Origin of the sequence: Rhodococcus sp. 05-2256-B1 (assembly GCF_002258465.1) — a bacterium.
Lineage (GTDB): Bacteria > Actinomycetota > Actinomycetes > Mycobacteriales > Mycobacteriaceae > Rhodococcoides > Rhodococcoides fascians.
The window spans coordinates 294,097-315,654 of the sequence record NZ_NOZA01000011.1 but is presented as its reverse complement, the minus strand read 5'-3'; the positions used below and the strand labels follow the sequence as shown (position 1 = coordinate 315,654).

Annotated in this window: 25 protein-coding genes; 10 read left to right on the top strand and 15 right to left on the bottom strand. The window is 64.1% G+C overall.

The features are described 5' to 3' along the window. Nucleotides 1–5 precede the first annotated feature (5 nt). The 5 genes from CH285_RS03435 to CH285_RS03415 all read right to left on the bottom strand — a co-directional run bounded on the left by CH285_RS03435 (nt 6) and on the right by CH285_RS03415 (nt 5,045). Nucleotides 6–503, bottom strand: coding sequence for a MogA/MoaB family molybdenum cofactor biosynthesis protein (locus CH285_RS03435; RefSeq protein WP_197077495.1), 498 nt, complete (start codon nt 501–503; stop codon nt 6–8). Nucleotides 504–592: 89 nt separating this feature from the next. Next, the gene (locus CH285_RS03430; protein WP_094644507.1) at nt 593–2,116 is read right to left on the bottom strand and encodes a trypsin-like peptidase domain-containing protein; all 1,524 of its coding nucleotides are present in this window, start codon (nt 2,114–2,116) and stop codon (nt 593–595) included. A gap of 100 nt (nt 2,117–2,216) precedes the next feature. Further along, a complete protein-coding gene (locus tag CH285_RS03425; protein ID WP_094666207.1) occupies nt 2,217–3,611 on the bottom strand; it encodes a HAMP domain-containing sensor histidine kinase in 1,395 nt (464 codons plus the stop codon). A gap of 56 nt (nt 3,612–3,667) precedes the next feature. Continuing rightward, nucleotides 3,668–4,354 (bottom strand): response regulator transcription factor, encoded by a 687-nt coding sequence (locus tag CH285_RS03420; RefSeq protein WP_027496041.1) that lies wholly within the window; start codon nt 4,352–4,354, stop codon nt 3,668–3,670. 76 nt (nt 4,355–4,430) lie between these two features. Next, nucleotides 4,431–5,045: a trimeric intracellular cation channel family protein gene (locus CH285_RS03415; RefSeq protein WP_094644506.1), complete on the bottom strand. Its 615-nt coding sequence runs from the start codon at nt 5,043–5,045 to the stop codon at nt 4,431–4,433. 114 nt (nt 5,046–5,159) lie between these two features. Here CH285_RS03415 and CH285_RS03410 point away from each other — a divergent pair, with 114 nt between their 5' ends. After that, complete coding sequence (locus CH285_RS03410; RefSeq protein WP_032371235.1) at nt 5,160–5,441, top strand: PASTA domain-containing protein; 282 nt, start codon at nt 5,160–5,162, stop codon at nt 5,439–5,441. Here the strand turns inward: CH285_RS03410 and CH285_RS03405 are convergent. After that, the gene (locus CH285_RS03405) at nt 5,438–5,866 is read right to left on the bottom strand and encodes a VOC family protein (protein WP_094644505.1); all 429 of its coding nucleotides are present in this window, start codon (nt 5,864–5,866) and stop codon (nt 5,438–5,440) included. The two genes, CH285_RS03410 and CH285_RS03405, sit on opposite strands and share 4 nt — an antisense overlap. Nucleotides 5,867–5,944: 78 nt before the next feature. Between CH285_RS03405 and CH285_RS03400 the strand changes: the two genes are divergently transcribed. Beyond that, nucleotides 5,945–6,961, top strand: a complete 1,017-nt coding sequence (locus CH285_RS03400; RefSeq protein WP_094644504.1) for a magnesium and cobalt transport protein CorA — start codon at nt 5,945–5,947, stop codon at nt 6,959–6,961. Between the two features lie 64 nt (nt 6,962–7,025). On the opposite strand, the gene CH285_RS03395 is transcribed toward CH285_RS03400, so the two are convergent. Beyond that, on the bottom strand, nt 7,026–8,744 hold the full coding sequence (locus CH285_RS03395; RefSeq protein WP_094644503.1) for a metallophosphoesterase: 1,719 nt from the start codon (nt 8,742–8,744) through the stop codon (nt 7,026–7,028). 445 nt (nt 8,745–9,189) lie between these two features. Between CH285_RS03395 and CH285_RS03390 the strand changes: the two genes are divergently transcribed. After that, nucleotides 9,190–9,486 carry a hypothetical protein gene (locus tag CH285_RS03390; protein WP_032399837.1) on the top strand — a complete coding sequence of 99 codons (297 nt, stop codon included), beginning with the start codon at nt 9,190–9,192 and terminating at the stop codon, nt 9,484–9,486. Nucleotides 9,487–9,579: 93 nt separating this feature from the next. Here CH285_RS03390 and CH285_RS03385 read toward each other — a convergent pair whose 3' ends face one another. From CH285_RS03385 to mrf, 5 genes are all read right to left on the bottom strand, one after another. Next, nucleotides 9,580–10,761, bottom strand: a complete 1,182-nt coding sequence (locus CH285_RS03385; RefSeq protein WP_032381731.1) for an RtcB family protein — start codon at nt 10,759–10,761, stop codon at nt 9,580–9,582. Between the two features lie 311 nt (nt 10,762–11,072). Further along, complete coding sequence (locus CH285_RS03380) at nt 11,073–12,137, bottom strand: VIT1/CCC1 transporter family protein (protein WP_032371240.1); 1,065 nt, start codon at nt 12,135–12,137, stop codon at nt 11,073–11,075. A 77-nt stretch (nt 12,138–12,214) separates the two neighbouring features. Beyond that, nucleotides 12,215–12,382 (bottom strand): 50S ribosomal protein L32, encoded by a 168-nt coding sequence (rpmF, locus tag CH285_RS03375; RefSeq protein ID WP_027496033.1) that lies wholly within the window; start codon nt 12,380–12,382, stop codon nt 12,215–12,217. Nucleotides 12,383–12,385: 3 nt separating this feature from the next. Continuing rightward, nucleotides 12,386–12,646, bottom strand: a complete 261-nt coding sequence (locus CH285_RS03370; RefSeq protein WP_032365913.1) for a type B 50S ribosomal protein L31 — start codon at nt 12,644–12,646, stop codon at nt 12,386–12,388. After that, nucleotides 12,643–13,875 carry a ribosome hibernation factor-recruiting GTPase MRF gene (mrf, locus tag CH285_RS03365; protein ID WP_094644610.1) on the bottom strand — a complete coding sequence of 411 codons (1,233 nt, stop codon included), beginning with the start codon at nt 13,873–13,875 and terminating at the stop codon, nt 12,643–12,645. Before mrf ends, CH285_RS03370 begins: the two co-directional genes overlap by 4 nt. Nucleotides 13,876–14,012: 137 nt before the next feature. Here mrf and rpmB point away from each other — a divergent pair, with 137 nt between their 5' ends. The 7 genes from rpmB to CH285_RS03330 all read left to right on the top strand — a co-directional run bounded on the left by rpmB (nt 14,013) and on the right by CH285_RS03330 (nt 17,111). After that, nucleotides 14,013–14,249: a 50S ribosomal protein L28 gene (gene rpmB, locus CH285_RS03360; protein WP_032365915.1), complete on the top strand. Its 237-nt coding sequence runs from the start codon at nt 14,013–14,015 to the stop codon at nt 14,247–14,249. Continuing rightward, nucleotides 14,246–14,416 carry a 50S ribosomal protein L33 gene (gene rpmG, locus CH285_RS03355; RefSeq protein WP_170944568.1) on the top strand — a complete coding sequence of 57 codons (171 nt, stop codon included), beginning with the start codon at nt 14,246–14,248 and terminating at the stop codon, nt 14,414–14,416. Before rpmB ends, rpmG begins: the two co-directional genes overlap by 4 nt. Nucleotides 14,417–14,419: 3 nt before the next feature. Further along, nucleotides 14,420–14,725 carry a 30S ribosomal protein S14 gene (gene rpsN, locus CH285_RS03350; RefSeq protein ID WP_094644502.1) on the top strand — a complete coding sequence of 102 codons (306 nt, stop codon included), beginning with the start codon at nt 14,420–14,422 and terminating at the stop codon, nt 14,723–14,725. A 14-nt stretch (nt 14,726–14,739) separates the two neighbouring features. Continuing rightward, nucleotides 14,740–14,994, top strand: coding sequence for a 30S ribosomal protein S18 (gene rpsR / locus CH285_RS03345; protein ID WP_008719028.1), 255 nt, complete (start codon nt 14,740–14,742; stop codon nt 14,992–14,994). A gap of 81 nt (nt 14,995–15,075) precedes the next feature. Continuing rightward, the gene (locus CH285_RS03340; RefSeq protein ID WP_032365917.1) at nt 15,076–16,002 is read left to right on the top strand and encodes an AEC family transporter; all 927 of its coding nucleotides are present in this window, start codon (nt 15,076–15,078) and stop codon (nt 16,000–16,002) included. Between the two features lie 46 nt (nt 16,003–16,048). Then, nucleotides 16,049–16,513 (top strand): hypothetical protein, encoded by a 465-nt coding sequence (locus tag CH285_RS03335; RefSeq protein WP_027496026.1) that lies wholly within the window; start codon nt 16,049–16,051, stop codon nt 16,511–16,513. 25 nt (nt 16,514–16,538) lie between these two features. After that, on the top strand, nt 16,539–17,111 hold the full coding sequence (locus tag CH285_RS03330; protein WP_032407587.1) for a DUF1707 SHOCT-like domain-containing protein: 573 nt from the start codon (nt 16,539–16,541) through the stop codon (nt 17,109–17,111). Here CH285_RS03330 and CH285_RS03325 read toward each other — a convergent pair whose 3' ends face one another. From CH285_RS03325 to CH285_RS03315, 3 genes are all read right to left on the bottom strand, one after another. Further along, nucleotides 17,112–19,058, bottom strand: a complete 1,947-nt coding sequence (locus CH285_RS03325) for a vWA domain-containing protein (protein WP_094644501.1) — start codon at nt 19,056–19,058, stop codon at nt 17,112–17,114. Next, nucleotides 19,058–20,443, bottom strand: a complete 1,386-nt coding sequence (locus tag CH285_RS03320) for a sigma 54-interacting transcriptional regulator (protein WP_027496024.1) — start codon at nt 20,441–20,443, stop codon at nt 19,058–19,060. The genes CH285_RS03325 and CH285_RS03320 overlap by 1 nt, the downstream gene beginning before the upstream one ends. A 116-nt stretch (nt 20,444–20,559) precedes the next feature. Further along, nucleotides 20,560–21,429: an endonuclease domain-containing protein gene (locus tag CH285_RS03315; RefSeq protein ID WP_094644500.1), complete on the bottom strand. Its 870-nt coding sequence runs from the start codon at nt 21,427–21,429 to the stop codon at nt 20,560–20,562. Between the last annotated feature and the right edge of the window lie 129 nt (nt 21,430–21,558).

The window sequence follows — 21,558 nt, the reverse complement described above, 5'->3', positions numbered from 1 at the left end:
AGTGACTACGCGTCCAATCCCGACAGCTCGGCAATGACCTGACTCGCCAGCGGAGTCAGCGTCGCCATGCCGTCACGGATGGCCGCACGGGACGACGCAAGGTTGACCACCAGCGTGCTGCCCGATACTCCGACCAGTCCCCGCGACAGGCCTGCGTCCAACGATCCCGCTGCCAGGCCGGAAGAGCGCAGCGCCTCACTGATCCCCGGTATCTCGCGATCGAGCACCTCGGCCGTGACGTCGGGAGTCACGTCGCGAGGCGAGACACCCGTGCCGCCGACGGACACCACCAGGTCGACGCCGCCGATCACCGCAGTATTCAGCGCATTCCGCACGTCCACTTCGTCGGCCGTCACTGCCACCACACCGTCGACCAAGAAACCGGCCTCGGTCAACAGTTCGGTCACCAGCGGACCCGTCGAATCCTTCTCGTTGCTGTGAGCTGTCCGGTCGTCCACGATGACGACCAACGCGCGGCCGGCCAAAGGTGCGTCGAGTTCCATACCGCTCACCGTAGTAGTAAGGCCCGTACCCGGCTCACGCTGTGCGTAAATAGTTGCAATGGTTCCGTGCCTACCGGCTTCCCTGAGCATCAGCGACCGCCCGGGAACGACGGGATCTGAAGTGAAGGAACCTGCGCAGCGGGTGCCGCAGCCGGCTCGGCCGTGCCCAGCGTCACGTCGACTGTCTTCTCACTGCCGCCGTCCGTGTACGTGATCTTCACCGAATCGCCGGGTGCGTGCGAACGCACTGCAGCGATCAGCGCGTCACCGCTGGCGACGATCCGATCGTCGACCTTGGTGATGACCGCGCCCTTCGGAATGCCGGCCGCCGCAGCCGGGCCACCCTCGGTGACCTCGACGACGGTTGCGCCGTTGGCATCGTCCTTGGACGGCACCTGCACACCGATCATCGCTTGAGTGGCTTTGCCGGTGGTGGTCAGCTCGTCGGCGATCCGCTTGGCCTGATCGACCGGGATTGCGAATCCGAGACCGATCGATCCGCTCTGAGCGCCGGAGCCCTCACTGCCGCCGAGTGTCGCGATGGCGGTGTTGATGCCGATCAGTTGCCCATCGGTGTTGACGAGAGCGCCGCCGGAGTTACCGGGGTTGATGGCCGCGTCGGTCTGAATGGCGTCGATCACCGAGTTCTGGTTGCCGGACTCACCGGACGTCGATACCGGGCGGTTGAGCGAGGAAACGATGCCGGTGGTGACGGTGCCGGCCAGGCCCAGAGGCGAGCCGATGGCGACGACCTGCTGGCCGACCTCGAGGTTGGACGAGCTGCCCAACTCGATCGGCGTCAGATTCGTCTTTCCTTCGGCCTTGATGACGGCCATGTCCGAGACGGAGTCGGCACCGACGATGGTGGCGTCGGCCACCGACCCGTCGGCGAACGCGACGGTCAGTTTGCCGTTGGCTCCTGCGCCGGTGGCGACGTGGTTGTTCGTCAGGATCAGGCCGTCACTGCTGAGGATGACGCCGGAGCCCTCACCTTCCTGCTGCGAGCCCTTCACCTGAATCTGCACGACACTCGGCAGCACCTTGTTCGCGACGGCCTGAACGGAACCGTCGGGGAAGTTGGCGGCCGGCTGAGCGGCGGTGATCGGTGAGTTCAGCGAATTGGTGACACCGGCGTTGTTGCCGTTGGCGTTGTTGGTCGCGATGGCACCGACCGCGCCGCCGATTCCGCCGCCCACGAGAACGAGAGCAATCGCTCCAGCCACCAGAGCAGACCGACCCGGGCGAGTCTTCACGGTGCCGGATGCCGAATGGGGTTGCGACGCAACCTGTTGGGGCTGCGCATGCTGGCCGGGGTTGTGCTGACCCGGGTTGTGCTGACCGGCCTGCGAGTCGCTGTGCTGGCCATAGGGGCCGTAGCCGGGCTGGTACTGATTCTGCCCGTAGCCCGCGTACTGCTGCGGGTAGCTCTGCTGGGGATGCGCCTGCTGGGGCGGGAACTGCTGCGTGGGATTCTGCTGAGCCGGCTGCTGCTGGGTGGGCTGGTGCTGAGTCGAGGGATCGTGCTCGCCGCCGTGTGAAGCCCGGTCCGCAGGATGATGCTGTGCACCGGCATCCCGTCCGGGCTGTTCTGGTTCGTTACGGTCGTCGCTCATCGCTGTTGCTTCCTTCGATAGAGACCTCGGCTTCGAGGTCGCCCGCCTTCTTGCTACTCACTGTGCAGGGCGGTACTGAGAGCGCGCTGAGACTCGCCTATCAGTTTGCCGAGAGTGTCTCGTGGTCCGCGGCACCCTCACCGGGCAACACGATTCGAATGAGCGCTCCACCCCGCTCGGACACCTCGACGGCAATCGTGCCGCCGTGTTTGACGACCACCTGTCGCACGATGGCAAGTCCCAGACCGGATCCGGGCATGGAACGCGATGCCGTCGAGCGATAGAAACGCTCGAAGACGAGTTCGCGGTCTTCCTCCGGAATGCCGGGGCCCGCGTCGTCCACCGTCAACTCGAGCAGGCCTTCACCGATCTGCCGCATGGCAATTCGGACTTCTCCGCCGCTGGGGCTCCACTTGGCCGCGTTGTCGAGCACATTGAGCACTGCCCTCGACAGGCCCGCCTGATCTCCGTAGACGAACCACGGCATGAGCGTGGCATCGAAGTCGATCTCGTTGCGACGCCTGCGAGCTCGTTCGAGGCTGCGCTCGACCGCATCGGCCAGATCGACCCGCTCGAACACCGTCTCGGGTGCGTCCTCGCGTGCAAGATCCACCAGATCACCGACCAGCGTGGACAATTCCTGAATTTGAGCGACCACGTCGGTTCGCAGCTCGGCCATGTCCTCGTCGGGAATGGACGGTGCACCCGGACGTCCCGCCGCGATCAACAGTTCCATGTTGGTGCGCAGCGACGTCAGCGGCGTCCGAAGTTCGTGCCCGGCGTCGGCGACCAATCTGCTCTGCCTGCCCCGAGATTCGGCCAGTGCGCGGAGCATCGTGTTGAAACTTTCGGTCAACCGGGCCAATTCGTCGTCGCCCGTCACCGGAATCGGCGTCAGATCGTCGGTACGCGCCACCCGCTCTGCGGCGGCGGTCAATCGTGCAATCGGCCGCAAACCGGTGCGCGCCACGGCCATGCCTGCACCCGCCGCCAGCACGACACCACAGGCTCCCACGATCAGCAGAACCCACGCCAAACGATCCAGCACTTCTCCGGTGGGCAGCAGTCGCTGCGCCACGATCAGGGTGCTGCCGTCCTTGGTACGCAGTGCGAGCACCCGCTGATCGTCGAGTGTGCGCAGCGACGAAGCCTGCTCTCCGCGCACCACAGCAAGTTCCGAATCGCCGACGGGCACCTTGGGTCCGGGCGGGTTGTAGCTGGTCATGTCGGGGTAGATCAACGCCACACTGACGTCGGTGCTGTACAGCGTGGCACCGGCCACGAACCGTGGGTCGTAGGACACCAGGTCCGATTCAGCCAATGCCGATGCTCGAGAACGCAACTGCGTGTCCACGTCGCCGTACAGCGCGCGCGAGACCACGGTGTAGGCCGCAATGGCCATGACTGCCACCGCGATAGCCACGACGGACGCAGCCAACAGCGTCACCCGCCACCGCAACGACACCGATCTCGTCAACGGCGTCGGTGGCCGCATCGGCGCCGGCGGAACTGCGACACCGTCGGGCGTCTTGCGCCCGAACGAACTGCCTATCACGGGGGCGTCTCGCGCAGGACGTATCCGACACCGCGAACGGTATGGATCAGCCGCGACTCCCCTTCGGCCTCGGTCTTGCGCCGCAGATACCCGACGTACACCTCGAGCGCGTTGCCGGAAGTCGGGAAGTCGTAGCCCCAGACCTCTTCGAGAATGCGACTTCTGGTGAGCACTCGGCGCGGATTGGTCATGAGCATCTCGAGCAACGAGAACTCGGTCCTGGTGAGGCTGATCGAACGCTCGCCGCGCGAGACCTCACGGGTGACCGGGTCCAACGACAGGTCCGCGAACGTCATGGTCTCCGAGTCGATGCCGGCTTCCATCGCTGTGCGCCGCAACAATGCCCGCAGCCGAGCCAGGAGCTCCTCGAGCGCGAACGGCTTGGGCAGGTAGTCGTCTGCACCCGCGTCGAGACCGGCTACGCGCTCGGACACCGAATCACGCGCCGTCAGCACCAGGATCGGTAGGTCGTCGCCCACGCTGCGCAATCGCCGACACACCTCGAGGCCGTCGAGACGCGGCATCATCACATCGAGCACCAACGCATCGGGACGCGCCGCAGCTACCTGTTCCAGGGCATCGAGGCCGTCGACCGCCAGGTCCACGGTGTACCCGTTGAACGTGAGCGATCTGCGCAGCGATTCGCGCACCGCTCGATCGTCGTCGACCACCAGTATCCGCATCGGTACAGTTTGTCCTGGTCGACTGAGACACGGCTGAGAGGGGTGGTCGGTCGGTACGCGCTCCGGCAGTCGGAGCTCACAGCGTGGGTAGGTTCCGAGCCTGCGGCAGATTCCATTTACGCCACAGAGCGAGCAATCTCAGGCCGGTCGCCAGTACCGTCCCCGCGACCAACCCCACGTTCTCCGGCAGGGTGAGCGCCTCGGCCACCACGACGGCCGTCGCACCGAGCAGCGCAGGTAGGGCATACAGGTCGCGGTGCAGCAGCAGGGGAACGTCGTTGACGAGGACGTCCCGGATGACGCCACCGGCTACGGCCGTCGTCGTCCCGATGAGCGCTCCGGACAGGGCACTACCGCCGACACTCAGGGCGATCGTCGCGCCCGTCGAGGCGAACAAGCCCATCCCGAACGCGTCGAGCACGAGCACACCCCGGCGCACCTTGCCCATCTGCCGATGCGCGACGAACACCACCAGCGAGGCGAAGAACCCGACGGTGACGTTCGGCCAGGTGTCCAGCGACGTCGGTGGATGGATACCGAGCAGCACATCGCGAACGATGCCGCCCCCGATGCCCGTCGTGATTCCGACGACGCAGACCCCGAACAAGTCGAGTCGTCGATATACCCCGACCAGTGCACCCGACGCCGCGAAGACTGCGATACCGATGTATCCGAGGAGGTCGAGAAGCACCGAACGAGCATGTCATGCGACTGACAGCTGCTTCACAGCAACGTCGAAACGCCGTCACAGCCTCCAGGAGCACGGTTGCGTTGTCAGAGAGCGCCGACGAGTAAGGACGAAGACATGGGTATCGGATTCAAGAAGACGATCGCCACCCTAGCAGTGGCTGGGGCACTGACCCTCGGCGGCGGCGCTATCGCCGACGCAGCACCCGACCGCGCGACGCTTCCCGCAGTGGCCGGAATGACCGAATCGGACGCGGTGCAGGCGTTGTCGGATGCAGGCTTCTCCGACGTCAGCTCCGACTACGACCGTCCCGACGCGACGGTCGTCGGAACCAACTTTCAAGCCGGTGACAAGGTCAGCGAGAACGCCGCCCTCCTACTGATAGTCGGTGCCGGCTAAGTCAGCCGAACCGTCCCGTCGTCGTCGACGCTCCAACCGGGGTTGTGGCAGATTTCCCAGATGACTCCGTTGGGGTCGGCGATGTGGGCGTGATAGCCACCGAACGATGTTCGCTGAGGTGTCTTGATCGGTGTCGCGCCCGCCGCGAGAGTAGCCGCGAACATCGCGTCGACGGCTGCCGCGTCGTCCACGTTGTGCGCCAACGTGACCGAGCCGAGGTCGTGCTCGCGCGGCGGCCGTCCCAGATCCCCGTCGAACGCGGTGGCGTCGTACAGACCGAGCACCGCACAGGGCCCGATCTGGAAGAACAGGATTTCGCCAGGAACGTCGAGCAACGGCGTCCACCCCAGCCCGTCGCAGTAGAACGTTCGGGCTGCATCGAGATCCGCAGTGGCCAGAGTGGTGAAATGAACTTGCTGCTGCATCGCCCCATTGTTTCAGGCGATAGTCTCGATCGGGTGCCGTCCGGCACATTCGAAGTTCTCGAACCGAGGTGACCCGAAGTGCCGATCGTCGACAATGCCGTCTACGTCGAGGGAAAGCGGACCGCGAATCCGGAGAGTCTCGACATCACGTTCGAGTGCATGCGTGACCGCCACGGCATGGCGTGGATCGGCCTGTACCGTCCCGAGATCAGCGAAATCAACGCGGTAGCTACGGAATTCGGGCTTCACCGACTCGCCGTCGAGGATGCCATCGCGGCACATCAGCGGCCGAAGCTCGAACGCTACGCCGAGCAACTGTTCGTCGTGCTGCGGCCCGCCCGATACATCGACGAGACCGAAAAGGTCGAATTCGGTGAATTGCACATTTTTCTCGGAGCCGATTTCGTCGTCACGATCCGTCACGCCGAATCACCCGAACTCGGCCTCGTCCGCCACCGGCTGGAGGAATCGCCCGAGTTGCTCGCGCTCGGACCCGAAGCCATTCTGTACGGAATCCTCGACCAAGTGGTCGACGAGTACGTCCCCGTGGTGAAAGGACTGCAGACCGACATCGACGAAATCGAGGATCAGCTGTTCACCGGCGATCCCAGCGTATCGCGGCGCATCTACTCACTGCTGCGTGAGGTGTCCGAATTCGACCGTGCTGCAAAGCCTCTGGTGGAGATGATCGAATCCCTCAAGCGCGGGTCCGACAAGTATCACGTCGACGTCGAACTGCAGCGAAACCTTCGTGACGTGTTGGATCACGCAATCCGCATCTCCGACCGCATCGAATCGTTTCGATCCAACCTGCAGAACGCGATGACGGTGCACTCCACCATGGTGGCGCAGCAGCAGAACGAAGAGATGCGGAACATGACGCAGGTCAGCCTCGAGCAGAACGAACAGGTCAAACGAATCTCGTCCTGGGGTGCAATCCTGTTCGCGCCGTCGCTCATCGCCGCGATCTACGGCATGAACTTCGAGGACATGCCGGAACTCAAGTGGCACTTGGGTTATCCGCTGGCGCTGATCGCCATGGTGATCTGCTCCAGCGCGCTCTACGTGGTGTTCAAACGTCAGAAGTGGCTGTAGAGCGGCTGCGCCGCACGTGAGTGGAAGTTCGTAGCAGGGGTCGAAGTTCCACTCACATGGGCACTCAGGAGGAACCGAAGATCGGGCCCACCGGGATGTCGCGCTCGAAGGTGAGGCGATCGAATTCGTTGCCGTATTCGTCGATCGCTCCGATGGACATCGTGCTGGCCTTGATGCCCGGAATACCCGGCACCACATCGACTCTGACGAACGAGTAGTTCAGGAATCTCACGCGCGACCACGTGATCGACTCCGCCGACTTGCTGCCGTCGGGTGCCCAGACATAGCTGTTCGGAACAGCCGTGTCCGGCAACTCGTGGCCCCGGTAGCTGACGCCCTCGCCGTCCTGGAACGTGTACCGCGGACGACCACCCCCGCCGACGGTGTAATACACGGTGCCGTCGGTCTTTCCGCGAACCGTGGCGTTGTCGCCGGCGACCCGCGTCGCACGGTTGGCGCGAATCGGATCGGTGCGCTCGAACACGTGGTTGTGCGCCTGGAGCACCACGTCGACCTCGTACTTGTCGAACAGCGATACCCACGCGTCACGTACGCCGCCGTCGCTCGCGTGCGTCGACGTGGTCGAGTAGGCGCAGTGATGGAAGAAGCAGACGATGAAGTCGATGTTCGGGTCTGCCCGATACTTGGCGAGAGTCTGCTCCACCCAGGTGTTCTGGGCTCCGCCGCTGTAGCCGGTGTTGGCCTTGATCTCGTAACTGACGTCGTTGGCGTCGAGCGAGAGCACCGCGGTGTTGCCGTACACGAACGAATACGCCGACGGGCACCCCTTCGGGCCAGTGCTGGGCTGATCGAGACGTGCAGCGTGGCCGCCGTATCCGTTGGGGCTGTACAGCGCCTCCATGTCGTGATTGCCGGTGGCGAACAACCACGGTGCCGTCGACGCGCTTCCCTCGATCGCTTGGAAGTAGCCATCCCAGACGAAGGGATTGAACTTGTCGAACCCCTTCGGCGGCGTCTTGCCGTGGCCGGCGAACTGCGGTGGCAGACCGGCACCCGACGGATCCGCGTAGGCGATATCGCCGGCAAGGATGTGGAAGTCCGGACGCGACGCCTCGATCTGGCGATTGATGTTGCGCGCGTGCTTGACCGACGGTTCGTTGTCGGCCTTGTAGTACAGGTCGTCGTAGTCACCGGCCACCAGATCCGCTGGCTGCGAGGGGGTTTCGTCGACGCCCTGGTCCCCCATCATGGTGAAGCGGAACGGAGCGATGCGTCCGGTCGGCAGCGCCGGAGATGCACTGCGAATGTCGCTGACGAAACCGTCTGCGGTACGCCATCGGTAATAGTGCGGCAGCTTGGGCGTCAGATCGTCGACGGGCACGTGCACGTAGTACTGCTCGGCCGACAGAATGCCGCCATCGGTCTGCGGGACTTGGCTGACGAGGTTGCGCACCTCGGCGGAGGTCGTCGCTCCCAGTGCAGGCGTCGGGCCGTGATCGAGAAAGACACCGGTAATGCCGGGATTACGGGAAAGCTGAGCGGAGAATCGCAACTGCGTCGCCGGGTCGTTGCCGAAGCCCATGTGTCGACCGGCCACCGCCAGCGGCGCGTCCTGCGCATAGGCGGTGCGCGTGAACGCCGAATTACCGACGCCCACCGCGGCTGCCGTCGCCGCGGCACCCACCAGAAAGTTGCGTCGACTCACCGGGTGTCGCCGCAGGAACGACCGATGCCAGTCGTGCTGCTCGGCCATCGTCATGTTCTCGGCGAGCGTGCCCGGAATACCGGTCGCGACGGTCTCGCCTGCGGGATTGAGCGTCATGAATCGATGGTGACCGCCGAGCCCCCTCGGACGCTGAACAGCAGAGCACATTGCAGGTGAACAGACGGAGAACAGCGAGGCACAACAGGACGAACGAGGACAATCTCGTCGAGACGGAAGGCCCCCACCGGACCAAGGACAACGGCGGTTCCCAAAGGCCGCAACCTCACAGAACACTGCGGTAAAGATTGATAGATATCCAGGCACACGAGCGCCCGCCAGAGCTCTCGACCTATCCGAATAGACAATTGCGACAATTTACTTGCCCATTCAGTGGACAACCAGCGCGCCGACGGCCGTACGCACTGCTACTGTGAGCACGAAACTTGAGGTCAGCGCCCGTTGGCTGAAGTTCGACGTGAGTTATACACCTCCGGTGATTGCACGCGCCCCTGTGGCTGCAGCCAGTCAGCGGGAGCCAACAGTTGAAAACCGAGGAGATGTCATGCTGAAGAAGTCGTTGACCGTAGCTGCACTGTCCATTGCCTGTGCGGTCGGATTCGCCCCGCTGGCGCAGGCCGCCGATGTACCCGATTTCAAGGACAAGATCGAGGGCAAGTCGATCTCCGCCGCGCGAGCAATCATCAAGGACAGCGGCAACCTGATGCTGGTCAAGCTCGACGGCCCCATCAACGATTGCGCACTCGCAGATCGCACAGCAACGGCCCTACGCTCGGTGTACTTCGCGCCCATCGACCGCAGCAACGTGACCATCACCTTCTCGTGCCCCGAAGAGGAGTGAGTCTTCTCCTCCCCTGAACGACACGCAGGACGCGCATCGAGAGTGATCTCGGTGCGCGTCCTTCGTCGTTCAACAGGTTCAGGCCCGGATCCGTCAGGTCCCCTTGACGTTGAGAATCTGGCGTAGCTCGTGCTCGACGCTCACCAGGTCGCGGGCGTCCTCCATCACGACATCGATGGACTTGTAGGCGTCGGGAATCTCGTCGATGAAGTCGGCACTGTCGCGAAACTCGATCCCCTTCATCCGCTCCTGCAGGTTCTCGTGGGTGAACCGCTTCCTGGCCTCGGTCCGAGAGAACTGTCGACCGGCACCGTGGGGCGCCGAGCACAGGCCGGCCTTGGAACCCTTTCCGACCACCACGTACGAGCGCGTTCCCATTGATCCGGGAATGATCGCCTTCACACCCTCGTGTGCGTCCACTGCACCTTTACGGGTGAGCCACACGTCCTTGTGCGCGTGCGTTTCCTTCACCGTGTAGTTGTGGTGGCAATTGATCCGCTCGACCTCGCGGTGGTTGTCAGTTCCCATCCAATCGGCGAACACCGCGCCGAACCGGTCCATCATCTCGGCCCGGTTCAGGTACGCGAACCGCTGCGCCCACTTCAGATCTCTGATGTACTGCCCGAATTCACGAGAGCTCTCGGGCAGGTACGCCAAGTCCTTGTTGGGCAACGAGATCCACCACTGCGCACACAGACGCTGCGCAATCGCGATGTGCTTCTTCGCGATCTTGTTCCCCACGCCCCTCGACCCACTGTGCAGAAACAGCCACACTCGATCGGTCTCGTCGAGGCACAACTCGGCAAAGTGATTGCCGCCGCCTAACGAACCGAGCTGCTCCCGCCACTGAGGTGAGTGATTCAGCTCAACGTCATCACGGGCCGCCAGCTCCTCGAGCTCCGACAATTTCGGCGCGGTGAAATCCCACCCATGGATGCCGACGTTGTAGTTGCCCGGAGACAGCGGAATGCTGGCCTCGATGGCGAGTCGCAGATCCTTCAGGTTCCGTCCACCCAGGTCACTGAAGGTGAATTCCGTTCGGACACCGATCATTCCACATCCGATGTCGACACCGACGGCAGCCGGAATGACAGCGCCCAGAGTCGGAATGACCGTCCCCACAGCACTTCCCATTCCACTGTGCGCGTCGGGCATCAGCGCGACGTGCGGATGCACGAACGGCATCGATGCTGTTTCGCGAGCCTGCTCGAGCGTCTTGTCCTCGAGCTGTGACGCCCAGTTGAGCAGCCGTAAGCCCACCTTGTTCGGGGGCATGATGTTCCTTTCTGCCCCCTCGTCGAGAGAGAGCTATTCGATGGGTCGCTGTTTGCCGGTGAGAGCAGCACACAGCTCGGGCGAATATGCGCGCAGCACAATGCTCAGACCGGCTCTCGTGTCGAGAGCCGCGCAGGGCAGACAAGTGGCGCGCATGGCGATGACCCTATCGAGCTGAAAGTCTCCGACGCGAGCTAATTAATTCGCCGGGCGAGGATGGGAGACGGGACAGAATGCACAGAAGTGCGCCGCTCGGACGGGATCCCGTCGATGTGCGTCGCTATTGTGCATTCCGGCCCAAGAAGCGGAACCTACACTCCCCCACCGAATGCGAGTCCCAGTAGATACGTCGCCCCGGCCGCGCCGTATCCGATGGCGAGTTGTCGCAGTGCACGTTTGACGGGCGGGCCGCCGCTGAGCAGTCCGACGATCAGGCCCGTACAGATCAGCGCCAGTCCGACGAGCACTGCTGCAACGGCAAGCGCCACATAGCCTTCGAGACCGAACAGGTACGGCAACACCGGGATGACCGCACCGGAGGCGAAGAAGCAGAAGCTCGCTGCGGCGGCACCGAGTCCGGTTCCGATGGATTCGTGCTCGTCGATGTCGGTGGCCGGTTCTTCGACGGCGGGGAGCAGTCGGATGACGTCCGCGGCTTTCGCATCGGCTTCCTCGTGGGTCATTCCGCGAGCGCGGTAGACGAGGGCGAGTTCGTTGGCGTCGACGTCGAGGTGTTGAACGGCCTCATTTGCGGCGCTGTCGGGCGACGAGGCCTCGAGCAGCTCGCGTTGCGAGCGCACCGAGACGTATTCGCCTGCTCCCATCGACAGCGCACCGGCGAGCAGTCCGGCGAGTCCGGTGACCAACACGATCTGGTTGGACACCCCGGATCCGCTGATGCCGAGCACCAGGGCGAGGTTGCTGACCAATCCGTCGTTGGCACCGAACACCGCGGCGCGGAAGGTTCCCGACAGTCGATTTCGGCCACGGGCAGCCAGTGCCCGGATCACCTCGGCGTGAATTTGCTCGTCGGCCGTCATTGCGTCCGTTGCGTCGGCGTCGGTCGCGTAGGGCGAGCGGGTCTCGGCGCGTTGCGCGAGGGCGAGCACGAACACCGATCCGAAGCGGCGCGCCAGCACGCCGAGGATCCGGGTACGAATGTCGCCTTTGAGTGGCATCCCGACGCGATCGCCGAGCAGATTGCGCCAATGCTGTTCGTGGCGACCTTCCGCGTCGGCCAACTCGAGCAGAATGTCGCGTTCCTCGCCGTTGCGCCTACCTGCCAGGTCGCGATAGACGGCGGCCTCGGCCCGCTCGTCGGCGAGGTACTGCCGCCATCGCTTGACGTCCTTCGACGAGGGTTCCGTTCCGTCCATCGAGCAAACGTACCGGGCTCCGCCCTCGTGCGCGTTGTGCGTACCTGGAAGGGTGCACAACGCGCACGAGCGGGGGGTCAGCTCGGGTCGTACACCCCGGCCTGGACCGCTTTGACCAACCTGCGCGGCACTCTGAACTCACGGCCCTGAAAACGCACGGTCACGAGATCTGGGGCGACGGCCTTCCACTGTGCCCGTCGGCTACGCGTGTTGGAACGCGACATCTTTCTCTTCGGAACAGCCATGTCTCACGCCTCCTTTCGGCTTCGACGGCCGTAGCGCTTCTCGAACTTCTCGACGCGTCCCTGGGTGTCCATGACGCGTGTCGCCCCGGTCCAGAAGGGGTGCGATTCGGACGAGACGTCGACGACGATCAGGGGGTAGGTGTTGCCGTCTTCCCACTCGGTCTCGCGGGCGGACGTGACGGTGGATCGAGTGAGGAACTTGTTCCCGGTGCTCGAGTCCTGGAACACCACCGGGTGGTAATCGGGGTGGATGCCTGGCTTCATTCTGTTGCCTCTCGTGACTGGTCTGCGTACGGGGATTCGCTGCTCTCGCAGGGGTCTTCGTGCCATTGGCCGAACGGGTCGGTCCACGTGGCCCACTGAGCGGGATCGGTCATCTCGTCGTCGGACACCAACGCCCACTGCAGAGTTCGGTCGATCTCGGTGGGGTCGGCCTGATGTACCAAGATCACCAACGACGTGTCTCGATCGCCGAATTGCTCGTCCCACCGCAGCGCAGCCATCGCTCGCCTGGTGGTGTCGACGCGATCCTGTTCCACCGGAGTCATTGCCGCAAGCCACTTTCCGGCGCTCGCCACCCGTAGTCCGCCGCCGGCCGATTCGATCCACAGCGCTTCGTCGGGTTGCGTGGCCACCCATGCCCGTCCGCGAGCGGTGACGACGCCGTCGAGCAACACGTCGATGGCCTCGTGCAGTCGTTCGGGATGGAACGGCCGAGTTGCAGTGAACTCCACTAGTGCGACTCCGCAGTCGACGGACAAGGGCGGCTGGCCGCGCAGCAGCGGCGAGTGGGCGTCGGTGATCTCACCGCGCCGGGCATCGAAGGGCACGGACGCGAGAACTGCTGGGCCGTCGACCATCGAGTCCTGCGGAACCCAGACGACGGGTGCGTTCGGTGCCAACCGCGCGAGGACAGCCGCAAGCTTTGCACGCTCCCACGCGTCGACATCGGGACCTGCGGTGACGACGAGCGCGTCGGAGTAGTCCACCTGGCCTACTACCAACTGCGCGACGGTTCGATCGTCGTCACCGCTGGCGACGATGCCGCGGTCGGCCAAGGTGTCGTCGCCGGTGGCGTCGGCCAGCCAGGTTGCGGCGTCGAGGCAGCCGATCACGGCCTCGATACGAACGTCCCGCGAGGCCGGTCCGTCGATCTGCCCCACCACGTCGGCGACGATGACGTTGTCCACCGCCCAGCACAACGCCTCGGGCTCGAGCGCAGGGTCCAGAACGAGCACGATGCGATCGACACTGCTGCGACTCGACAGTGCACGTAGCAGCGGCAGCAGGTCCTCGCGCAGCGTGCAGGAGACACAGCCGTGCGCCAGTTCCAAGATCGTCTCGCGCGGGTTCTCACCCAGGACGAACAACGTTCGGCGTACGACGCCCTCGGTGACGCGGCTCAGGTCGTGGCGGACTGCGACAGTTCCCGGCGCGAGCAGCGATGTCACGACAGCGTCCATGGCTCCGGTCCAGCCGGAGACGAGGACCATCGGGATTCGATCGTCCGGTGATGTGTTCACTAGCGCCTTTCTTCTCGACAACGATTGTCATTCTCTGAGGATGCACGCTACATTCGCTTGAACGCTTTGTCGAAAACGATTGTCATAACGGCAAGAAAGGAGTGCTCATGTCAGCGCACTGCCAGGTCACCGGCCGCACCCCCAGCTTCGGAAAGTCGGTCTCGCACTCCCACGTGCGCACCAGCCGCAGGTGGGATCCCAACATCCAGCGCAAGACCTACTACGCCCCCAGCCTCGGCCGCCGCGTCACCCTCACGCTCTCGGCCAAGGGCATCAAGACCATCGACCGCGACGGCATCGACGCCGTGGTGGCCAAGATCCGCGCACGTGGGGAGAAGATCTGATGGGCAAGAGCACCGACGTCCGCCCCATCGTCAAACTCAAGTCGACCGCGGGTACCGGCTACACCTACGTCACCCGCAAGAACCGTCGCAACGATCCCGACCGACTCGTGATGAAGAAGTACGACCCGGTCGTCCGCAAGCACGTCGATTTCCGAGAGGAGCGCTGACCGGTGGCCAAGAAATCGAAGATCGCGAAGAACGAGCAACGCAAGGTCGTCGTCGCCCGCTGGGCAACGCGTCGCGCTGAGCTCAAAGAGATCATTCGCAAGCCCTCGAGCAGCGATTCCGAGCGCGCGAAGGCCCAGGCGGCACTGCAGCGTCTGCCACGCGATTCGAGTCCGGTACGATTGCGCAATCGTGACGCTGCGGATGGACGTCCGCGCGGTTACCTACGGAAATTCGGGCTGTCCCGCGTGAAGATGCGCGAGATGGCTCACCGCGGGGAGCTGCCAGGCGTCCACAAGTCGAGCTGGTAAGGGAAAAGGTAGAGATGGCAGTCAAGAGAGCACCGTCGAAGAAGGTCCGCGCAGAGGCGGGTCGTCGACCGAAGAAGAACCCGTTGAATGCCGCCAAGGTCACCACGGTGGACTACAAGGACATCAACCTTCTTCGTCAGTTCATTTCCGACCGCGGCAAGATCCGTAGCCGCCGGGTCACCGGGCTCACCCCGCAGCAGCAGCGCCAGGTCGCTGTTGCAGTGAAGAACGCTCGTGAAATGGCATTGCTGCCGTTCACCAGCCGCTGAATCAGCTTTCGAGAAAGGCCACGTAGCCCTGGGGCTACGTGGCCTTTCTGTCGTTCCCAGCAAGAAACGAGCAGTTCTACGATGTCCGGCGTTCTCGAAGGCTTCACCGTCATCTTCGTCGTCATCGCACTGGGCTACCTGCTCGCCCATCTGAAAGTGCTCGGCGAACACGGCCAGTTCGTTCTGAGCCGTTTGGTCTTCTTCGTGGCGACACCGTCGCTGCTGTTCGTCACGTTGGCCAATTCGGACCTGTCGGTCATCCTGTCCCCCGTTCTTGCCGTCGCCGGTTCCACAGCGCTGCTCGTCGGGGCCATCTACTTCGTCATCGCGAAGCTCGCGCTGAAACGCGCCGTGCCCGACGCGACCGTCGGCGCCCTCGCGAGCTCCTACGTCAATGCCGCGAACCTCGGTATCCCGATCGCCGTGTTCGTTCTGGGCGACGCCAACTTCGTCGCTCCCCTGCTGCTGTTCCAGATCATGATCTACACGCCGATCGCGGTGACCGTCCTCGACATCTCCACCAAAATCGACGAGGTCTCTCTGTTCAAGACGGTCACGACGCCGTTCCGAAACCCGATCGTGCTGGCCGGGGCCGCGGGTCTCGTACTGTCGATCACCGGATTCGAGCTCCCCGAGGCGCTCATGCAGCCGTTCCAACTCGTCGGCAACCTGTCCGTTCCGGGTGCACTGCTCGCGTTCGGACTGTCGCTGTACGGCGCGCGGGTACTGCAGAAGGGCATCAGCCCGCGACGAGACGTGGCTCTGGCGACCCTGTTCAAGATGGCGCTGCAGCCCCTGCTCGGGTATCTGATGGCCCGATTCGTCTTCGGCCTCGACGGGCACGACCTGTTCGCCATCGTCGTTGTCTCGGCACTGCCCACGGCGCAGAACGTCTTCGTCTTCGCGAGCCGCTACCAGCGAGGGGTCGTTCTGGCCCGCGACACGGCATTCGTCACGACCCTGGTCTCGATACCCGTCATCGCACTCGTCACGGTGCTGCTGGCATGAGACGAACACAAAGGTTCTCCTCAGCTCCCAGCGCTACTTTGGGTTCATGAGGTTTCTCGCTGCAGGTGTCATGCTGTGCCTGCTCTTGGCCGGCTGCAGCACCGCCGCCGGTGACGACGACGAGACGACACCGACAACGAACTCCACCACCCCCATCGGGTTCGTCCAGCAACCCAGCGCGCCGCCCGTGCCCCACGAGGTTCCCGTCGGCGACGTCGGCACGATGTTCGAGTCGACCCCGGATCTGATCCGCGCGACGACCACTCCGTTCGAGTCGTGGAGCCAGGTCTCCCCCAACACCATCGCGGTGCACTTCGTCACCGGCACGCCCGAGTGCTACGGAGCCGACGCGACGGTGACCGAGACCGATACGGCCGTCACGATCGAACTGCGTACCGGGACCAGACCGGACGCCGAGGACAAGTCCTGCATCATGGTTGCCGTCTACGCCACCATGCAGATCACGCTGGCGTCGCCGCTGGGTCATCGCGCAATCCTGAATGCGGCCTGACCCGGTCGCCGGTAATGTCCGACCGGTGAGCGACCAACTACCCGACCGAAATCGAAGTACGGTGCGCGCTGCCGATGCCGATCGCAACCTCGTGGCGCAGCTGCTGAGCGACGCGTTCGCCAACGGTCAACTGACCGTCACCGAGTACGACGAGCGGACGGCCGCGGCGTACCGAGCGAAGACCTACGGCGACTTGGACCTGTTGACCGACGATCTGGCCCTCACCCCACCTCCGCAGACGACGCAGACCGGTGCGCCCCAGACCGATCGGGCCATCGCGATCATGAGCGGATCGGTTCGCAAAGGCGAATGGACCGTCGCCGCACGCATCGACGCGCTCGCCTTCTGGGGCGGAGTGGAACTCGACCTACGTCGAGCGACGTTCTCGGCCCAGGAAACCACGATCAACTGCGTCGCGATCATGGGCGGCATCGAGATCACCGTGCCGCCCGGCATCGGCGTCGAGGTCCGCGGCACCGGGATCATGGGCGGATTCGAGCACGTCAGCGCCACTCACCCCGGTGCGCCCCGAGTGGTGATCACCGGACTCGCCTTCTGGGGCGGAGTCTCGGTGGACATCAAGGCAGCTGAGAAGTAACTACGATCGCCGACGCTTGAGGTAGTCGCTCACCACTGCAGCACCCAATCCGTCCAGGTCCGGCGCGATGACCCTGCCAACGACCCGCTCGGCCATCTTGTCGACCACCCGGGCCAGACCGGGATCGTCGCCGAGACGGAAAATCGTCACCTGCGCACCGAGTTTCGCGACGGTATCGAGCTCACGCACCGTCAAACCCAACGTCTTCGACGACGGCGGGTAATCGAAATACGCATGGCCGTCCGGCTCCAGGTGGGCCGTCGGTTCACCGTCGGTGACGATCAAGACCACCGGCTGCGCATTGGGATGACGACGCAGATGCCGCACTGCGAGCATCAACGCGTGATGCAGATTGGTGCCCTGATCGTAGGCACCGTCCAGGCCGGCGAGCTCCGAGGCCGTCAAAGTCTGTGCATGCCTGCCGAATCCGATCAGCTGCAGATCGTCGCCGCGGAATCGAGTGCTCACCAGATGATTCAGAGCCAGTGCGGTGCGCTTCATCGGTACCCAGCGGCCGTCCATCACCATCGAGAACGACGTGTCGACCAACAACGCCACCGCAGCCTGCGTTCGGGTTTCGGTCTCGCTGATCTCCACATCTGTCACCTGTAGCTGCACCGGAAAGCCCGATCCCTGTGCAGCCGTACGCAAGACGGCGTTATTGACCGTGCGCGTCACGTCCCACGGTTCGGTGTCGCCGAATTCCCAGGTGCGCGACGCTCCCGTCGGCTCACCCATCGCGCCGGCCTTACGAGTATCTCGCTCGCCGCCGCGTCGAGATAGCTTTCCAGCGACATCCTTCAGCGCCGACTGCCCCAATTGGCGCATGGCCTTCGGCGACAGACGCCACTGACCGTCGGCACCCTTGTCCATGAAACCTTGCTGCTGCAGCGCCTTTTCGAGCTCGGAGAGCATCCGGGCATCGGCCGCAGCCTCCGGTCCGAGTTGTTTCAGCAGGGCATCGGCGTCGATATCGTCCAGCGCCGCCCCGTTGTACTGCTGCGAGAGCTGATTGCCCAGATTCTCGAGATCGGCAATGTCCTGCAGTGCCCCGGTACCGTCACCGAGGCCCATTCCGTTCTCGCCGCGGAAGTTCTGCGAACCGTCCCAGTCCTCACCGGGCCGGGCCTGCTGCAGATTCTGATCCAGTTGATCGAGCTGATCCAGCAGGTTCGAATCACCGAAGGCCTGCTGCGCCAACGCATCCAACTCGGCTCGCTGCTCGGGAGTCAGAGAGTTGCGTAGTCGCTGCGCGGCGGCAGCCCTTTCCGCCAGTGAATCGAGTAGCTCGTCGACATTCTTCGGATTCTCCGGAAAATGCTGACCGTGCTTGTTCATGAACTCGTCGAACTGCTCGTCGGTGTTCTCGCCCTTGTTGTGGGCGTCGAGCAGTTCGTTGAGGTCCTTCAGCATCTCGCTGATGGCCTGACGATCCTGCTCGGTGGCACCTTCGAGAGCCTGCTTCATGCCGGCGAATCTCTGATCGAGCATCTCGCGGCCGAGCAGATCCTTGATCTTCTCGTAGTTCTCGCGCCCCTCCGACGAACGCCAGTCGTAATCCGAGAGCTCCTGCACCGCTTGGGCGGTGGACGGAGACAGATCGCCGATCTGCATCTCCTGGAACCGCGCATCGTCGTCGAGGGCACGCGCCAACGCCTTACGCTCCTCGAGCACCGCCTTGTCCAGCAGCTCACGCACTTCCTGCAGCGTGCCGTCGAGGTTGTTCTGCTTCAACAGATCTCGGCGACGCTTGGCGGCCTGGGCCGCGAGGTCGTCGAGCCCGCGCATGTTCTTCGTTCCGCGCCGCAGCATCTCCTGCAACGCCCGGCGAGGCGACGCCCCCTCGAGGACGTCCTCGCCGATCGCATCCAGCGCCTCCCGCAGATCGACGGGAGGAGCCAGTGGACCCGGGCCCTCGTGATAGCGCCCGTACCTGGAGCGACGCATCAGCTGTACACCGTCTGGCCGTCGTCGTCGGGATCCTTGGAGATTCGCCGCGCGAGGTAGAGACCTTCGAGTGCCAGTTCGACGGCGGCTGCTTTCTCGCCGTCCGAGGTTGCCTTCAACCGCTCGGTGATGTCCCCGATCACGGCCACGTCGGGCAGCTCGTCGAGCAGAGCTTTTGCGGTGATGCGATCGCCGGTGACGATCGGGTCGCCGGTCTCGACGGCCGTCACCAACGCCGCGAGGTTCAGGCCGCCCAGGTGTGCCCGGACGGTATCGGCCGTCGCGCGTCGAAGCATGTGTTCGAGGACCTCGATTTCGCGGCCTTCTTCGCCCGACTCGAACTCGACCTTGCCGCGCAGCACCTCGATGATCGTGCCCAGGTCCACCGGCCGCGCCACGGCGTCCGCTTCGCCGAGTATCGCGGCGCGGTGAACCGCTGCGGCAGCGATCGTTTCGGCAGCGGCGATCGCGAATCGTGCCGAGACGCCGGAGCGCTGGTCGACCGACGGCGATTCGCGCAGCAGTCGAGTGAATCGAGCGAGCACCTCGAGCAGGTATGCCGGGACCTCGGCCTGCAGGTCCGCTTCCTGATCGATGACGGCTACCTCGTCGTCCAGCTCGAGCGGGTAGTGCGTTCTGATCTCGGCACCGAAGCGGTCCTTGAGCGGGGTGATGATGCGTCCGCGATTGGTGTAGTCCTCGGGGTTGGCGCTGGCCACCAACATGACGTCGAGCGGGAGCCGCAGGGTGTACCCGCGGACCTGAATGTCGCGCTCCTCCATGACGTTGAGCAGCGACACCTGGATGCGCTCCGCGAGGTCGGGAAGTTCGTTGATCGCCACGATGCCGCGATGACTCCGCGGAACCAGACCGAAGTGAATGGTCTCCGGGTCGCCCAAGCTGCGGCCCTCGGCGACCTTCACCGGATCGACATCGCCGACGAGGTCGGCCACCGAGGTATCCGGGGTCGCGAGCTTCTCGGCGTACCGCTCGCTGCGGTGCCGCCACTCGATGGGCAGGTCGTCGCCCAGTTCCTTCGCTCTACGAATGCTCGCAGGGGTGATGGGCTCGTACGGATGCTCGCCCAGTTCGGCACCGGCGATCACCGGCACCCACTCGTCGAGCAGCAGATTGAGGGTACGCAGCAGACGCGTCTTGCCCTGCCCACGCTCACCCAACAGAACGACGTCGTGACCGGCCAGAATCGCGCGCTCGAATTGCGGCAGCACCGTCGACCCGAAGCCGACGATTCCCGGCCACGGATCTTCGCCGTCACGCAACGCCGTCAAAAGATTTTCGCGGAGCTCTTCCTTGATCGACCGCTGCCGATGTCCGGATGCCTTGAGTTCGCCGAGAGTGGAGATGCCAGGTTTGGTGGAGGTCACTTCTCCACGCTACGAGCGTTTGACGATTGCTGCCATCTAGTGGTCCGTTGTGGTTCCGTCGAGTTCGCACTTATGCCACCCGAACTGGACAAATCCCCTGCACAACTGCGATCTCGCTAGATCGGTGCTCCTGCCTCACGGAGCTTGGCCCGAACTCGACGGACGACTTCGTCGGGACGACGGCGGAGTTGTTCGGAATTGACCCGAACGATATGCCAATCGCACTGCTGCAAGTCCTCGTACCGCTCGATGTCGCGGGTCCGCTGACGCTCGTCGAGCCAGTGCTGCACCCCCTCGTATTCCACCCCGACACGCCACCTCTCCCACCCCATGTCGATCCGCGCGACAAATCGACCACGCGCATCTCGAATGTCGATCTGGGTGGTGAGTTTCGGAAGTCCAGCGTCGATCAGCAACAGTCGGGTGCGCGTCTCATGCGGCGATTCCGCGCCTCCATCCACCCGACCGAGGGCGTCGAGCAGCACCCGGATACCCCGACACCTCGGACGCAGTGACGCGAATGCACTCACCGCATCCCGCTCGAGGCCGGTCGCGGCCATGAGTGAATCGAGGAAGATCACGGACTGCGGTGGCGGAACCCATCGCCCTATATCGAACGCGGTTCGTACGGGGTTGGTCACCGCCACCCCGCCGACAACGAGCACATCGGCGGGCTCGATCGAATCGCGCCGGATGATCAGCCCTGGTATTCGATGTAATTTTTTCGGCGCAAGCACAGTGGGCGGCACCGAGGCGTCGACCCATCGCGCGCCATGTATGGCGGCCGCCGAAGTACCCGCGACAATTGCGCTGTTGCCGACGCACACAGATGCCGCCACAGCCAGGGTCCGCGCATCCAGGGTGGTTCCCGCGGGCACATACGTGTCACGGAACACTCGTACATAGTCGCGGCTCAGTCGATGACGACTCAATGCTCCCGACTGCACTGCAACCGACCCACGAAACGGTCCTGACTCGATCCCCATCGCTCAACCCTGGCAGGGTCGAGCCCCTCGAAACGGCCGGCAGCGCGATCTGTGGACAACTATTCGGTCATCCACAGATCGCCGAGATCGCAGTTATGCGAGCGGAAATGGTGTAAAAGGCTGCACAAC